The organism is Streptomyces sp. DvalAA-14 (assembly GCF_900091855.1).
In the GTDB taxonomy this organism is placed as follows: Bacteria; Actinomycetota; Actinomycetes; order Streptomycetales; family Streptomycetaceae; genus Actinacidiphila.
This window is the reverse complement of sequence record NZ_FMCH01000388.1, coordinates 95,860-112,660: the sequence shown is the minus strand read 5'-3', so window position 1 is coordinate 112,660 and position 16,801 is coordinate 95,860. Positions and strand designations below refer to the sequence as shown.

Sequence of the window (16,801 nt, the reverse complement as noted above, 5' to 3'; positions counted from 1 at the left end):
GTCAGAGCAAGTGGTCGGCTTTGGCCGCCTTGATTTCGGTGATCAGGGTGCGGAGGCCTCGACGGAGTCGGTGAGGTAACGAACCTCCTGGCCGCTGACGACGCTGGTCACCGATTTTCAGACGCGGCGGCAGCACAAGCAGGGCGAGGTTCATCTCGAACGGCACTATCGGCGCGCGTACTGCCTGCCGTAGCGCATAGCAGAGCCTGAACTCGGCTTCCGCAACGCTCCTCCCTGCCAGGTCACGTCCGCGGGAGTGGTGTATTGACGGCCACTCGGTGATCTTGTTGTGAGGCTATGCAGTGAGTTCGGTGGGCAGTGTGGTTTCGTTGGTTTGTGACCCGTTCGGGTGGGTTCGGGTTTTGGTGAGGAGTTCGCGGCTCATGTAGCGGCGGGCTTCGGTCCATTCGTCGTTCTGCTCGGCCAGGACGGCGCCGACCAGGCGGATGACGGCGGTGCGGTCGGGGAAGATCCCGACGACGTCGGTGCGGCGGCGGATCTCCTTGTTCAGGCGCTCCTGCGGGTTGTTGGACCAGATCTGCCGCCAGATTTCACGGGGAAACGCGGTGAAGGCCAGCATGTCGGCCTGGGCGGCGTCGAGATGGGCTGCGGCCTTGGGGAACTTGGCCTCCAGAGCGTCCAGGACGTGCCGCATCTGGGCGTGGACGGCGTCGGTGTCGGGCTGCTCGAAGACCGTCCGCAGCAGCGTCGCCACCCAGGGCTGGGCCGACTTCGGAACCTGGGACAGCAAATTTCGGGCGTAATGGGTGCGGCAGCGCTGCCAGGATGCGCCGGGCAGGACGGCTCCGATCGCGTTGACCAGGCCGGTGTGGGCGTCGGAGACGACGAGCTGGACTCCGCCCAGGCCGCGGGGGTCAGCGAGCGCAGGAAAGCCAGCCAGCCGGCGCCGTCCTCAGCGGTGGCGATATCCAGGCCGAGGATCTCGCGGTGCCCGTCGGCGTTCACGCCGACCGCGACCAGTGCGTGGACGTTGATGATCCGGCCTTCCTCACGGACCTTCTGGGTCAGGGCGTCGACCCAGACGAACGCATACGGCCCGGCGTCCAGCGGGCGGTTGCGGAAGGCGGTGACCTGTTCGTCCAGGTGCTTGGCCATGGCGCTGACCTGCGACTTGCTCAGTTGCGTGACGCCGAGGGACTGGGCGAGTTTCTCCACCCTGCGGGTGCTGACGCCCAGGAGGTAGGCGGTGGCGACCACCGAGATGAGGGCCTGTTCGGCCCGGCGGCGGCGTTCCAGGAGCCAGGTCGGGAAGTAGCTGCCCTGCCGCAGCTTGGGCAGGGCGAGTTCGACGGTGCCGGCGCGGGTGTCCCACTCGCGCGGGCGGTATCCGTTGCGGTGGTTGACGCGTTCGTCGCTGACCTGCCCGTATTCGGCGTTGCACAGGGCGTCGGCCTCCGCCGACATGAGCGCGTCGGCGAACGTCTTGACCATCGCGCGCAGCAGATCCGGACTCGCCGAAGCGAGGTTGTCCTCGCTCAGGGCGTACAGGGGCAGACTGTCAGGTGCGGTCATCGTGCTGATCTCCTTCGAGGCTTCGACACTTCGAAGATCAGCCGGTGGCCGTTCGTCTATGCGGGCACCAACCCGAACGCGGGAGCAAACCCCCGGATCAGGTCCAACCCGCTACACCACTTCCAAGGACGCAACCCCCTGCCAAGCCACAAAGTCCGGGTTCACGCCATCCGGCAACCAGCACAGCGGAGCGCTTGCGCCGGCGGTAGAGCGCACATTGCTCCAGCTCACCCTGGTACGTGGGGCGTTGATGGGCCAGCCATAGAACAGCGCATCCTCGATACCTGGAAACCAACACGCCTGCCTCAACCCCATCGCCTGACCGCGGGGTTAGAAGATATGCGTCCATCGTCCATTGACATCGGCCATGATGAAGCAGAGCGCCAGATCTTGACGCTGGAGGGCGGGCACAGAGCCCGTTCCTTCTCCTTCTCCGATGATCACCACACAACGCTGTGGCCATTTCTGTGGCAGAGCCGTTCGCTTGACGGACCCACCCGTGTGGTTCCTGGGCCAGCGAGGGGTGTGTACACGACTGCGATGACCACGCTGCCGTCCACGACTCTCGCGCTCACGCCCGTGGCGACGCCAGCGACTTGCTGGACAGGCCAGTGCTACGTGTTTGTCGCTCGCCGACTGCGCCTTCTCCGTTGACAGTGTCAACGGAGAGATGTGACTCTCTTTCACGTAGTTCAGGTGTACACTCCTCGCGAGAAGTAGCCATCCTGCACGCGACGAGGCACAAGGGAGGGTCGGTGGGCATGGAGACGGTCGACGGACGGTTCCGGATCACGGGGATCCTGGGGCGCGGGAACATGGGCGAGGTGCACCGAGCCGAGGACCTCCAGGCAGCCCCGGACTCGCCGCACCGCAAGGTGGCCGTCAAGACTGTGCTGCGCGGCCGGACCGGTGTCGCGGTCGACACATCGGGACCCGGCAAAGAGGTAGCCCGGTTCCGACGCGAAGTACGGATCATGCGGATGCTCTCCCAGGGGCACCCGAACCTCACCCTGCTGATCGACGGCGGCGTGGACCCGGCTCCGGGCGGCAGCGGACTGCCTTACCTGGTCATGGAGCTGCTGGACGGCCATCCCCTGGCGGACCTCATCGACGAGGAGCCCCAACTTCCGATCTCCTGGGTAGCCGCGATCGGCGCGCAGATCGCCGCCGGCCTCACTGCCGCGCACACCGCCGGGGTCGTCCACCGCGACCTGAAGCCGGCGAATGTGATGCTGACCCGCGACGGCACTGTCAAGATCCTCGACTTCGGCATGGGTTCGATCGTCGACGATCCCGACCAGACGCGCCTGACCAGCACAGGCGTCAGCGTTGGCACGGCCCGATACATGGCGCCCGAGCAGTTTCGTGCCGAACGGGTCACCGCCCTGGCCGACCTCTACGCGCTCGGCTGCATCCTGTACGAGCTGCTGATCGGACGGCCCCCCTTCTCCGCCAAGACGCCGTACGAACTGTCCGAACAGCACCAGCACGAGCAGCCACCGCAGCTGACCCTCGTACGCCCGGATCTGCCCTCCGAACTGGTCCGGCTGGTAGACCGCCTCCTGGAGAAGGACGCCGAACTGCGGCCCGAGAACGCCGCCCTGGTCCGGGAGGTGCTGGTCCCCCTCGCGCTCGCGCCGGACCGCACGGCCTCCCTGCTCGCTCCGCACTGGCAGGTGATGGACCCGGTGGCGCGGCTGCGCGCCCTGCTTCCCGAGCGCGCCCCCGCCGCGTCGACGCCGGTGCCGCGCAGGGAGCCGCGCCTGCCCGAGGCCATGGATGTCTTCGGTATTCATGCTGACCTGATCAGCGAATACATGAGCTTCACGAAGAGTGCGACGGTGATCCGGGACGCCCGGATCACCGGCTTCGTCGAGGACGACCTCGCCGCGAAGTCGCAGTGGCCAGACCCGTGGTTGTCTCTGAACCCGTTCTTCGCCGACGGTGGCCAGGTCACCGACCTTGTGCGCGACGGAATACTGCACCCCAAGTGCGCGGAGATCTTCCAGGCCGGCAAGAAGGCGACCTCTCTCCGTCCGGACGGCCGCCCGCTGACCTTCCACCTTCACCAGCGGGAGGCGATCGAGGCGGCGCAGGCGGGTGACTCCTACGTGCTCACTACGGGCACCGGTTCCGGCAAGTCGCTGGCATACATCGTTCCGATCGTGAACCGGGTACTGAAGGAGCGCCAGGCGGCTGGACCCGGAACTCCGGGTCGAGTGCGAGCGATCGTCGTCTACCCGATGAACGCACTGGCCAACTCGCAGCTGATGGAGCTCGAGAAGTACTTGCGCCACGGTTTCGGAGCCGGGAACGAGCCGGTGACCTTCGCCCGCTACACCGGCCAGGAATCCGAAGAGCAGCGTCGGGAGCTGCGTGCGAACCCTCCGGACATCTTGCTGACCAACTACGTGATGCTTGAGCTGATGCTGACCCGGCCGGACGACCGGTCCAGCCTGATCCGTATGGCCGAGGGACTGCAATTCCTCGTCTTCGACGAACTGCACACCTACCGCGGCCGACAGGGCGCGGATGTGGCGTTCCTGATCCGCCGGGTCCGGGAGGCCTGCCGGGCCTCGGCAACCCTGCAGTGCATCGGCACCTCGGCGACCATGTCCACCGAAGGGTCCTGGAAGCAACAGCGGCGCGAGGTGGCGAAGGTCGCCGGCCGGCTGTTCGGTACGACGGTGCTGCCGGAGCGGGTCATCGGCGAAACCTTGATTCGGGCGACCGAAGAGGCACCTGCGACCATGCCAGCCGAGCGGCTGCGAGTGCCGGCAGCGCCCCGCTCGTACGAAGCCCTCACGAAGGACCCCCTGGCCCGCTGGGTGGAGTCCCGGTTCGGTTTGGAACGCGAAGAGGGCACGGGGCGGTTGCGCCGGTGTCCCCCCAGCACCATCGAGACAGTGGCGCGTGAGCTCTCCGCGCAGTACGGGGTGGCCGAGGAGCGCGTGCGTGAGGCGATCCAGACGACCCTGGAGGCGGGCGCGCAGGCCAAGAATCCGGTGACGGAACGGCCGCTGTTCGCGTTCAGGCTGCACCAGTTCCTCTCCAAGGGCGACACCGTCTACACGACGCTCGAGGATCCGCTCACTCGACCGCTGACCCGCACGTACCAGCTGGAGCAGCCGGACAGTGATGGCAAGCCGCTGTACCCGATGGCATTCTGCCGCGAGTGCGGCCAGGAGTACCTGACGGTCTGGCGCACCGAGAAGGACGGCGCGTTCCAGTACGAGCCGCGCAGGAACACCGCCGCTTCCGGCGGCCGCGACGGGGAGGGATACCTCTACCTGGGCATGCCCGGGGAGGACTACGAGTGGCCGGCCGATCCGCAGAAGGCCGTGGACGACAGGCGGCTGCCGGAGTCATGGCTGGAACCGGACGCGCAGGGCATGACGGTCGTCAAGAAGTCGTACCGGCCCCGCGTACCCAAGCGTGTCGTGGTGGACGCTCGCGGAAACGAGTCCACCGAGGGATTGGTGGCAGCTTTCGTCCCGGCACCATTCCTTTTCTGTGTGCACTGCCAGGTCTCCTACGAGCAGACCCGCGGCCGGGACTTCGCCAAACTGGCTGCCCTGGACCAGGAAGGGCGGTCCTCGGCCACGTCACTGATCTCCGCATCGATCCTGAAGTCCCTGCGAGCAGTGCCTGCGGAGAGCCTCAGCAAGGACGCGCGCAAGCTGCTCACCTTCGTCGACAACCGGCAGGACGCCTCACTGCAGGCCGGACACTTCAACGACTTCGCGCAGGTGACGCAGTTGCGCGGCGCCCTGTACCAGGCCGCGCTGGGGGCGGGCGACGAAGGGCTGCATCACGACGACCTCGCGGAGGCCGTCACTAAAGTTATGGGGCTCTCGCCGGCCGCGTACGCGGCTGGCAAGGACCTGGCGCCGTCCATGGAGCGACGGGCCGTCAAGGCTTTCCGGGACATCGTCGGCTTCCGCCTCTACCGCGACCTGGAGCGTGGCTGGCGCATCACGATGCCGAACCTGGAGCAGACGGGCCTGCTGCGCATCGACTACGAGGACCTGCACTGGATCGCGGAAAAGCCCGAGCGCTGGCAGTCCGCCCACGACGTGCTACGCGGCGCGGACCCCGCGCTGCGCGAGGAGATCGCCCGGGCACTTCTCGACTACATGCGGCGCGCCCTCGCCATCGACGTGCAGTACTTCCGGGACGACTTCGACACACTCCAGCGGGCGAGCGAGGAGCGCCTCACCGGGCCGTGGGTACTGGGCGAGAGCGACCGGCCGGCCGTCGGAACCGCCTACCCGTACGGCTCACGGCCGGGCATGGAGCGTTCCGCGCAGTTCCTTTCGGCCCGTGGCAAGTTCGGTAAGTACCTGCGGCGGAACATGCCCGAACTCCGCGATCTGCCCCTGGACGACGTTCAGTGCGTCATCGAGGATCTGCTGAAGGTGCTGCGGGATGCGCAACTGGTCAACGAGGTGGACGTGGCCCCCGAACGTTCCGGGCCGGCCTTCCGCCGCCGTGCGGCGGAGAAGCGCACCGGTTACCGGGTCTCGGCTGCCGCCTTGATCTGGCATGCCGGGAGCGGCGAACGAGGCGCCGTCGACCCGCTGGCACGCACCTACAGCAGCGGTGAAGGTCCGCGCGTCAACCCGTTCTTCCGCGACCTGTACAAGACCGCATCGGCTGAGCTGGCCGGTCTGTTCGCGAGGGAGCACACCGCGCAGGTCACTCCGGAGGACCGGCTGGAGCGCGAAGGGCTGTTCCGCACCGCGGATCTGCCCCTGCTGTACTGCTCGCCGACGATGGAGCTCGGCGTGGACATCTCCTCGCTCAATGCCGTGCTGATGCGCAATGTGCCACCGACACCGGCGAACTACGCGCAGCGTTCCGGCCGGGCGGGCCGTTCCGGCCAGCCCGCGCTGGTGGCCACATACTGCGCGACGGGCAACAGCCACGACCAGTACTACTTCCGCCGCTCCCAGGACATGGTCTCCGGGCAGGTGGCACCGCCGCGCCTGGACCTTGCCAACGAGGACCTGGTCCGCTCCCACCTGCAGGGCATCTGGCTTGCCGAGACCGGCATGAAGCTGGGCTCCGCTATCCCGGAAACCGTGGATGTCGCCTACGACCCGAAGACCGGCGACCGGCCCGACCCCCACACTGCCACTGCCGCTGCTCCCGCACATCGAAGATCTGTCCCTGGATGAGGATGCCCGCCGACGCGCGGTCGCCACCTCCCGCACCATCCTCGCGCCGCTGATCACGGACTTCGAGGCCACCACCTGGTGGTACGACGAATGGATCGAAGACCGGATCGAGCGGGCCCAGAAGGAGTTCGACGCCTCCTTCGACCGATGGCGTGAGCTGTTCCGGGCCGCCGTCATAGACCAGTACGAACAAAACAGGCGTGTCGTCGACCACACCCTCTCTCCCGGTGAGCAGGGCCGGGCGCGGGGCCGCCGATTCGAAGCCGAGACACAGACGAACCTGCTGCTGAACCGCTCAAGCGACAACAAGTCGATGATGAGCGACTTCAACCCGTACCGCTACTTGGCGTCCGAGGGGTTCCTGCCCGGCTACAGCTTCCCGCGACTTCCCCTGGCCGCGTACATCCCGCGCTCCGGCAACCGCCGCAACGCCGACGGCGACTACCTTCAGCGTCCCCGGTTCCTCGCGATCCGCGAGTTCGGCCCGGGCGCGCTCATCTACCACGAGGGCGCCCGCTACCAGGTGACCCGGGTTCAACTCCCACCGGACGCCTCGGGCGACCCGGCGACGGCGGAGGCGCGGCGCTGCGACGGATGCGGCTACCACTACGCCGTCAAGGTCGGCGCCGACGTCTGCACGATGTGCGGGGAGCCGCTGGTGGGCAAGCGGACAGGTCTGCTGCACCTGCACACCGTGTACACCACCCCGCGCGAGCGGATCTCCTCCGACGAGGAGGAACGCCGCCGGGCCGGCTTCCGTCTGGAAACCTCGTACGCGTTCCAGGACCACGGGACCCGCAAGGGACGCCTCACCTCCCATGTGAGCGACGCCGACGGCGGCCCCGTCCTCGACCTGGACTACGGCGACTCGGCGACCATCCGCATCACCAATCTCGGCCGTGTCCGCGACAAGCCGGGGGAAACGGACGGCTACTGGCTCGACCTGAGCGACGGACGCTGGCTCAACGACCGGGCCGCCGCGGACGCCATCGAGGGCACCGGCATGCCGGTGGTTGACGAGGACGGCAACGAAAAGCACCGCAAAAAGCGGGTCCTGCCCTATGTAGAGGATCGCCGCAACATCCTCGTGGTCACCCTGGACGAGGCGCAGCCCGAGCCGGTTGCCCTGTCGTTCCTGTACGCGCTGGAGCGGGGCATCGAGGCCGCGTTCGAGCTGGAGGACTCCGAACTGACCGCGGAGCTGCTGCCTCCGGCCAGCGGCCCGCACCGACGCATGCTGTTCACGGAGGCCGCTGAAGGCGGCGCCGGTGTCCTGCGCCGGATCCAACATGACAAGGACGCCTTCGCCAAGGCAGCCCGGACAGCGCTGGAGATCTGCCACTTCGATGCCGAGAGCGGCGAGGACCAGGGCGGACCGACGGACCACGAGAAGTGCGCCCGCGGCTGCTACGCCTGCCTGCTGACGTACGCCAACCAGACGCACCACCGCCAGTTGAGCCGCCACGCGGCCCGCCCTCTGCTGGCGCGGCTGGCAGGCGCCAAGACCGAGCGGGAGGACCGCGGTGAGTCCCGCAGCGAACAATTCCGCAGGCTCGCCCCGGCGGTCAGCAGCGGGAAGGCCGCGCCCCGTAACGGCCAGGCGTCTTCGTTGACCCCGCTGGAGACGGATCTGACGGCCCTCGTCGCACAGGGCGACCTGCTCGGCTGGCTCAAGGCGAAGGCCTACCGGTTGCCGGACGAGACAAGTGCCCTTGTCCCGGAGGCGGGTGCCTGCCCCGACCTCGTCTTCCGCCTGGACGGTGCCAACCTCGCCGTCTTCGTCGACCTCCCCGGCCAAACGGCCGACTCCACCCGTGATGTCGAGGCCGGGTATCGCCTGGAGGATGCTGGCTGGGACGTACTGCGGTTCCCGACCGACACGGACTGGGACGCCATCGCGGACAACAACGCCGCCTACTTCCAACTCCGTTGATCGCATCACCGGCTCCCGACCTCAAGGAACTGAGACACTTCATGAGCCTCACGTACACAGTCGGCTCCCTGGTCGCCGCCCGCGGCCGGGAGTGGGTGGTGCTGCCCGAGAGCGCCTCCGACATGCTGGTGCTGCGCCCCCTGGGCGGAAGCGAGGACGACATCGCGGCCGTCTTCCCCGCCTTCGAGGATGTGCGTCCCGCCGAATTCGCGGCGCCGAGCGCGGACGACCTGGGCGATCAGCGCGCCGCCGGCCTGCTCCGCACGGCGCTGCGTATCGGGTTCAGGTCGGGCGCGGGCCCGTTCCGCTCGCTCGCCTCCATCGCGGTCGAGCCCCGCGCCTATCAGCTCGTCCCGCTGCTGATGGCGCTGCGGCAGCGCACGGTGCGGCTACTGATCTCGGACGATGTCGGTATCGGTAAGACCATCGAGGCGGGTCTGATCGCCAAGGAGCTGCTCGCACAGGGTGAGGCGACACGGCTGGCCGTGCTGTGCTCGCCCTCGCTGGCCGAGCAGTGGCAGGGCGAGCTGCGGGAGAAGTTCGGCATTGATGCCGAACTGGTCCTGGCCTCGACGGTGTCGCGGCTGGAACGCGGCCTGGAGCTGGGCCAGTCCCTGTTCGACAAACACCCGTTCACGATCATCTCGACGGACTTCATCAAGTCGACCCGCCACCGCGAGGACTTCGTGCGGCACTGCCCGGACCTGGTGATCGTCGACGAGGCCCACAGCTGCGTCGCCACCGACGACGCCGCGTCCTCCGGCGCGAACCAGCTCCGCTACGAGCTGCTGCGGAAGGTCACCGCCGATCCCGACCGCCACCTGCTGCTGCTGACCGCGACCCCGCACTCCGGCAAGGAGTCCGCCTTTCGCAACCTGCTCGGCCTGGTCCGGCCCGAACTGGCGACGTTGGACTTGGAATCGCCTGCGGAGCGCGCACGGCTTGCCGAGCACTTCGTCGCCCGCAAGCGCGCCGACATCCGCACGTACCTCACCAAGGAGGACGGCCTCGCCGACGACTCCCTGGCCGAGCGGACTGCCTTCCCGTCCGACCGCTGGACCAAGGACGAGCCGTACAAGCTGACCCCCGAGTACCGTGCGCTGCTCGACGACGCCATCGCCTATGCCAGGGACCGCGTGCAGGCGGCCGGTGAGCAGGGTAAGCGGGAGGCCCGGATCGCCTGGTGGTCGGTGATCGCGCTGCTGCGCTCGATGGTCTCCTCGCCGGCCGCCGCCGCGCAGACGCTGAAGACCCGTTCCGAGTCGGCCACCGCGCGCACAGCGCAGGAGGCGGACCTCCTCGGCTCCTCAGTGGCCGCCGACTCCGCCGACAACGACCGGCTGGAAGGCATGGACGTCGCTCCTGGCGCCGCCGAGTCGGAGGACGCGGGCGCCCGGCTGCTCGAACTCGCCGGGCGGGCCGCACAGCTCGTCGGTCCGGCCCAGGACGCGAAGCTCAAGGCGCTCACCAGGCACCTGAAGAACCTGATCGCCAACGGCTACAACCCGATCGTCTTCTGCCGCTACATCCCCACCGCCGAATACCTCGCCGCGCAACTCGACGGCAAGCTCGGCAAGAAGACTAAGGTCGCCGCCGTGACGGGCACCGTCTCCCCGCAGCAGCGCCTGGAGCGCATCGAACAGCTCGCTGCCGAGTCCGCCGGGGAGGCCGGCGACCCGGCCGTCCGCCGCGTGCTGGTCGCCACCGACTGCCTGTCCGAGGGCGTCAACCTCCAGCACCACTTCGACGCCGTCGTCCACTACGACCTGGCGTGGAACCCGACCCGCCACGACCAGCGCGAGGGCCGCGTCGACCGCTACGGCCAGAAGCGCGACCAGGTCCGGGTCATCACGATGTTCGGCGAGGACAACGGCATCGACGGCAAGGTCCTGGAAGTGCTGTTCGCAAAGCACCGCCAGATCAAGAAGGACCTGGGCATCTCCGTCTCCGTGCCCGACGAGACCGCTTCCGGCGTCACCGACGCCCTCGTGGAGTGGCTGCTGCTGCACGGACGGCAGGGCAGCCAGGAGAGCCTGTTCGACATGGGCGGCCATCAGGAGTCCTTCGACCGGATCGAGCGCGAGTGGAGCTCGGCCGCCGAACGGGAGAAGACCTCCCGCTCCAAGTACGCCCAGCGCGCCATCCACCCGGAGGAGGTGGCCCGCGAGGTCGCCGCCGTGCGGGCCGCCCTCGGCGGCGCGGAGGAGGTCCGCAGCTTCGCCCTGGACGCGCTGCGCGACCTGGACGCACTGGTCCATGACCCGCGCGACGGGAGCGGCGACTTCACCGCCCAGGCGGGCGGCGCCCCGGCCGGCCTGCGGGACGCACTCGCCGCCACCCTCGGCGGCCGGCTCGTCGAGGCGGACCGCGAGATCGCGTTCCGCAGCTCCCCGGCGACCGCCCGCGGCGAGGCCGCCCTCGTCCGCACCGACCCGGCGATCGGCGCCATCGCCTCCTACGTCCTGGACTCGGCGCTGGACGCGAACACGCCCGGCCCCCGGCCCGCCCGCCGCTGCGGTGTGGTGACCACGAACGCGGTCACCACCCGCACCACGCTCCTGCTGGTCCGCTACCGCTTCCACCTCACCCTCCCGTCCCGCACCGGTGAACGGCAGGTGGTGGCCGAGGACGCCCGCCTGCTCGCCTACGAGGGCATTCCTGCGCGCGCCCGCTGGCTGGACGACGACGCGGCCACCGCCCTGCTCGCGGCCGGCGCCACCGCCAACACCCACGAGCAGTCGGCGCGCAACCACATCTCCCGCACCCTGGACGGCCTGCGGGACCTGTCCGCGCACCTCACCGAGTACGGCGCCGGCCTGGCCGCGGAACTCGACGCCTCGCACCGCCGGGTCCGCAGGGCCAACGAGGAGATCGTCCGCGGCCTGAAGGTCGTACCGCAGGAACCGGCCGACGTCCTCGGCGTGTACGTCTACCTGCCGCAGCAGCCCGCCGCCCCCGCCGCCTCTACCGTGTCCGGAGCCGAAGCCTGATGTCCGCCGCCACCCGCACCGCTCTGGCCTTCACCGCCGTCACCACCGTCGGCGGGCTGCTCCCGGCCGACATGCTGCTGCGCATCGCCGAGGCGCGGAACCTGCCGGGCACCAAGGCCGCCGACTACGGCATGCCCGCGTCGGTCCCCGTACGGGACGAGGCCGAGCGCGCCTGGGAGTACCTCAAGCCGCTCTGGCGCGAGCTGCGCGCCGCCCTACCCTCCGACCCCGTGACCGGGGCACCCGCCGCCGACCCCACCGGCCGGGCCGGCACCGACTGGCTCGCCCAGCTCTTCCGCAAGCTGGACTTCGGCGCACTCACCGAGGTCGGCCCGAACGGCATCCCCGCCGACTCCGACCCCGACAAGCACTTCCCGGTCTCCCACCACCACGGCCCGGCCCTCGTCCACCTGCTGCGCTGGAACCAGGAACTCGACAAACGCCCGGCCCCCGGTCAACTCCCCGCGCAGTCCATGCTCCAGGACTGCCTCAACCGCACCGAGGCCCACCTGTGGGCGATGCTCACCAACGGCCGCCGCCTGCGACTGCTGCGCGACTCGTCGTCCTTCGCGACCGCCGCCTACGTCGACTTCGACCTCGAAGCCATCTTCGACGGTGAGCTGTTCAGCGAGTTCGTACTGCTGTACTCCGTGCTGCACGCGTCCCGGTTCACGGTGCCGGAGGGGACGGCGGCTGCGGGGTGCTGGCTGGAGAAGTGGCGGACGATCGCCATCGAGTCCGGCAGCCGGGCGCTCGAGCATTTCCGCGACGGCGTCCAGGCCGCCCTCACGGTCCTCGGCACCGGGTTCCTGAGCCACCCGCAGAACAACAAGCTTCGCGAACAGCTCGACGTCCACGCACTCCAGACGGCGCTGCTCCGGCTCGCCTACCGCATGATCTTCCTCTTCGTCGCCGAGGACCGGGGCGCCCTGCTGGACCCCAAGGCGGACGAGGAGACGCGCGAGCGTTTCAGCCGCTACTTCTCGACCGCGCGCCTCCGCCGCAACGCCCTGCGTCGCCTGGGCACCGCGCACGACGACCAGTACCGCGCCCTGAATCTGCTGATCGAGGCGCTGGGCTCCGAGGAGGGCCGGCCCGAGCTGGGGTTGAAGGGCCTGGGCGGTCTGTTCAACGACACCGCCGCTGACGAGCCCCTGTTCGGAGCCAGGCTGACCAACCGCCACCTGTTCGAGGCCGTCAAGCACCTGGCCCGCGTACGGGACGCGGGCTCGGCGCGCTGGCGTCCGGTCGACTACCTGCACATGGGCGCCGAGGAACTCGGCTCGGTGTACGAGGCGCTGCTTGAGCTCGTGCCGAAGCACAGTGCCGCCGACCGCACCTTTGAACTGGTCGACCGTATCGGCAACGACCGCAAGAAGACGGGCAGTTACTACACTCCGACCCCACTCACCGAGACCCTGCTCGACTCGACATTGAACCCGGTGATAGACGACGCTGTCAGGCGTGGCGAGCAGCGCGCGAGCGCCGAGGGCCGCCCGGACCCCGCGGACACAATCGTCGAGGAACTCCTGTCCCTCACCGTCTGCGACCCTGCCTGTGGATCAGGCCACTTTCTCGTGGGAGCGGCCCGCCGCATCGCCAAGCGGGTCGCCGCCGTACGGGAGCGCAACCCTGAGCCCACGGCGGAGGCCATACGCCACTCCCTCCATGAGGTCGTCGCGAGCTGCGTGTACGGCGTGGACCTCAATCCCATGGCGGTGGAGCTGGCCAAGGTATCCCTGTGGTTGGAGGCCATGGAGCCCGGCCGCCCCCTCGGGTTCCTCGACTCCCGCATCAGGCACGGCAACGGTTTGATCGGGGCGACGCCCGCCCTGATGCGGGACGGAATTCCGGACCGGGCGTTCAAGAAGACCGAGGGAGACGACGAGGCGTGGGCTCGTCAATTGCTCAACCGCAACGCCCTGGAGCGCAGGGGCCAGGGAAACCTGTTCGAAATAGAGGCCGACGCAAAGGTCGCCAACACCTCGTTCGCCCGCGGCCTGCGCCAGATCACCGCCGCCCCCGCCGAAAACCTCACGGACGTCCGCCGGAAGGAGGCGGCCTACCGCGACTGGGCCACGTCGGCAGAGTACCTGAGCGCCCTGCATCTGGCGGACGCCTGGTGTGCGGCCTTCGTCTGGGTCAAACGCGAGGATGCGCCGCCGACTCTCACGCACAAACTATTCCGCGGCCTGGAGGACCCTGAGGGCGACGCGGTGCCCCAGTCGACGCACGACGAGATCGTGCGATTGCGCGACCAGTACGTCTTCTTCCACTGGCACCTGGAGTTTCCCGAGGTCTTCGCGGTTCCGGAGGACGGTGGCATGCCGGCAGAGACCGGTGCGGTCGATCCGGGGACAGGGTGGGCCGGTGGGTTCTCGTGTGTAGTGGGCAACCCGCCCTGGGACGAAGTCGACTTCGAGGACAAGAAGTACTTCAGCGTGATCGCACCAGAGATTGCGGCGATCTCCGGTACCGCCCGCCGCACCCGCATCGCCGAATGGGAGCAGGAAAACCCGAAGGACGGGAGACGATACCGGGATGCCCGGCACGCTGTTAAGAGGACGTTCCACTTTGCAGGCGACTCAGGGGCGTTCCCACTCTGCGCTAAAGGTCTGACGGTCAAGGGCGTTACCATGCTTCAGACTGATCCGCTGTTCGCCGAGCGGATGGCGAACGTGGTGGCACCCGAGGGACGGTTCGGCCTGATCTTGCAGACGTCGATCGCGACCGGCGCGAGCACCCAGTATCTGTTCGCAGATTTCACCCGCCGGGGAATTCTGGCATCGCTCTACGACTTCCAGAACCGTCGCCCCAAGTCAGCAATGCTTCCCAAGGGTGGCAAGTGGTTCGAGAGCGTTCATTCCAGCTACAAGTTCTGTCTGCTCTCCCTCACTGGCCGGGCCGCGCACGCGGACGCTACCCGCATCGGCTTCTTCCTTTCCGACACCACGGATATCAATGACCCGAACCGTGTCTTCGCGCTGAACCCGGAGGACCTGGCCCGGATCAGCCCGAACACAGGCACCCTCCCCGTGTTTCGTTCGCAACGCGACGCAGACATCACTGCGGATGTGTACCGACGAATTCCCGTACTGTGGAACGAAGGGCTTCGGGACGGCAACCCGTGGGGGATGGCGTTCAAACGCCTTTTCGACTTGACCGACGACTCTGACCTTTTCCGCAGTCGCGAGCGGCTTGAGACTGAGGGCTGGGAACTACGGGGCAACGTCTTCGAGCGCGGGACGGAGCGCATGCTGCCGCTTTATGAGGCGAAGATGGCGAATTTCTTCAACCATCGCGCCGCTGATGTCGTCAAGAGCTTGACTGCGGTCAGTCGGCAGAACCAGCCAAAATACCTGCTCACCGAAGAACTGCAGGATCCTGCGCGATTGGCTTTGCCGCTTAACTGGATTCAGCGGCATGGAATGATTCCCACTCGACGCAGGGGCAAGGACGTTCATGTCAAAGGGGTCGAATTGAGCCTCGCCGAGGAGAACTGGGACCGCGAATGGCTCTGCGGTTGGTGCGACGTAACCGCCTCTACCAACGAGCGCACCGCCGTCCCTGCTTTCCTGCCGCGTACAGGGGTCGGTAATACCTTCTCCTTGATGTTGCCAAGAATCAAACCCTCGCTGGTCACAGCCCTGATCGCAGCCCAATCGTCCGTGATCTTCGACTTCGTGAGCCGTCAGAAGGTCAGTGCCGCCCACATGAGTCTCTTCATCTGGAAGCAGCTTCCCGTTCACACCCCCACTACCCTCGAACCCCACCTCCCCTTCCTCGTCCCCCGCGTCCTCGAACTCGTTTACACCGCCTACGACATGACCCCGCTCGCCCGCGACCTGGACGACGCAGGCGAGCCCTTCCAGTGGGGCGAGGACCGCCGAGCGCAGCTGCGCGCCGAGCTGGACACATACTTCTTCCACCTCTACGGGATCTCCCGTGAGGACACCGACTACATCCTGGAATCCTTCCAGACGGAGTCGGGCGGCCTGAAGAACAACGAGATCGCCAAATTCGGGGAGTACCGCACCAAGGAACTGATCCTCGCCGAGTACGACCGCATGGCCGCCGCCGGGCTGACCCTGGAAGTCCCGCTCACCGAGGGCGAGGGCGGCACCTACCGCTCCACCCTCACCCCGCCCCCCGGCCACGGCCCCCGCCACCCGGCGCCCGAGGGAACCCACGCCCTCAAGGCGCTCTCGATCCGAAAGGACCACAACCCCCATGAGCAAGGTCGATGACGCCAAGAGCCTGGTCCAACGGGTTCTCGACAAGGCGCTGGTCGCCCAGCAGCCGCTGGCGAGGAAGCATTTCGAGCGCCTTCGGCGAGTTCACCCCAGCGACACTCCACAGGAGCTGATCCGTCGGTTAGATCGTTACTTCCTTGCCAGCGTCACCGCGTCCGGAGGAGCATCGGGCATGGCAGGGATCGTGCCCGGTGCCGGGATACCGACGGCGCTGGCTGATGTCATGGTCTTCACCGAAGCGTCAGTGCTGTACACGCTGTCGCTGGCTGAGGTCCACGACCTGCATCCTGAGGACTTCGAGCGACGCAAGCTCCTGGTCTTGACCGTCCTCCTCGGCGACGGAGCGGTGAAGGCTCTGGACAAAGCCGTCGGGCGTACTGGCCCCTACTGGGCACGGCGCATCGTTAGTGCGATCCCGATGACCGCGATCAACCGGGTCAACGATGTGCTGGGTCATCGGTTCGTCACCAAGTACGGGACCAAGCAAGGGGTCCTCGTGCTGGGCAAACAGGTGCCCCTTGGTATCGGTACGGCGCTCGGGGCCGGAGGCAACCATGTCGTCGGGCGACTGACGATCAGGTCCGCACGCGCCATCTTCGGACCTCCCCCGTCGAGCTGGGCCGGCGGGGCTCACGAGGACGAGGCACAACTCGGTCCTGACTCGGAGGATTCAATGCCGTAACGCCAGCCTTCGGATGGGTAGACCGGTATGAGCCACGGCACAACAGACCCCCGCTCCCTCCGAGTAGCCGCCGTGCCGGCCGCGTGGAAACGGAAGCACCCCTCATTTCAAAGCGAGGGCAGTCCCTCCAGAGCAGCAAGCTGACAGTGCACGTACGCGCACTCTGAGCGCAGACACGACCGCCCCGCCGACCAAGTGGCGAGAGGCCGGCTCGGGCAGCGGGACGGGGC

Annotated in this window: 5 protein-coding genes and 1 pseudogene; 5 read left to right on the top strand and 1 reads right to left on the bottom strand. The window is 68.0% G+C overall.

The window, feature by feature from the left end; genetic code table 11:
- Nucleotides 1–295 precede the first annotated feature (295 nt).
- A pseudogene (locus GA0115240_RS20340) lies at nt 296–1,533 on the bottom strand (IS256 family transposase).
- 761 nt (nt 1,534–2,294) lie between these two features.
- On the opposite strand from GA0115240_RS20340, the gene GA0115240_RS20330 reads away from it, so the two are divergent.
- Genes GA0115240_RS20330 through GA0115240_RS20315 form a run of 5 tightly spaced genes read left to right on the top strand, consistent with a single transcriptional unit; the run spans nt 2,295 to nt 16,571 of the window.
- On the top strand, nt 2,295–6,713 hold the full coding sequence (locus tag GA0115240_RS20330; RefSeq protein ID WP_346267959.1) for a protein kinase domain-containing protein: 4,419 nt from the start codon (nt 2,295–2,297) through the stop codon (nt 6,711–6,713).
- Nucleotides 6,622–8,646, top strand: a complete 2,025-nt coding sequence (locus GA0115240_RS39325) for a DUF1998 domain-containing protein (protein WP_346267958.1) — start codon at nt 6,622–6,624, stop codon at nt 8,644–8,646. Before GA0115240_RS20330 ends, GA0115240_RS39325 begins: the two co-directional genes overlap by 92 nt.
- A 41-nt stretch (nt 8,647–8,687) precedes the next feature.
- The gene (locus GA0115240_RS20325) at nt 8,688–11,636 is read left to right on the top strand and encodes a DEAD/DEAH box helicase (protein ID WP_093738246.1); all 2,949 of its coding nucleotides are present in this window, start codon (nt 8,688–8,690) and stop codon (nt 11,634–11,636) included.
- Complete coding sequence (locus GA0115240_RS20320; protein ID WP_093738244.1) at nt 11,636–15,883, top strand: Eco57I restriction-modification methylase domain-containing protein; 4,248 nt, start codon at nt 11,636–11,638, stop codon at nt 15,881–15,883. Before GA0115240_RS20325 ends, GA0115240_RS20320 begins: the two co-directional genes overlap by 1 nt.
- Nucleotides 15,867–16,571, top strand: a complete 705-nt coding sequence (locus GA0115240_RS20315) for a hypothetical protein (RefSeq protein ID WP_176725121.1) — start codon at nt 15,867–15,869, stop codon at nt 16,569–16,571. Before GA0115240_RS20320 ends, GA0115240_RS20315 begins: the two co-directional genes overlap by 17 nt.
- Nucleotides 16,572–16,801: the final 230 nt, after the last annotated feature.

What these genes read in the sequence shown, in the direction of transcription:
- GA0115240_RS20330 (WP_346267959.1), top strand. Translation starts at nt 2,295, where the DNA reads ATGGAGACGGTCGACGGACGGTTCCGGATCACGGGGATCCTGGGGCGC.
- GA0115240_RS39325 (WP_346267958.1), top strand. Translation starts at nt 6,622, where the DNA reads ATGTCGCCTACGACCCGAAGACCGGCGACCGGCCCGACCCCCACACTG.
- GA0115240_RS20325 (WP_093738246.1), top strand. Translation starts at nt 8,688, where the DNA reads ATGAGCCTCACGTACACAGTCGGCTCCCTGGTCGCCGCCCGCGGCCGG.
- GA0115240_RS20320 (WP_093738244.1), top strand. Translation starts at nt 11,636, where the DNA reads ATGTCCGCCGCCACCCGCACCGCTCTGGCCTTCACCGCCGTCACCACC.
- GA0115240_RS20315 (WP_176725121.1), top strand. Translation starts at nt 15,867, where the DNA reads ATGAGCAAGGTCGATGACGCCAAGAGCCTGGTCCAACGGGTTCTCGAC.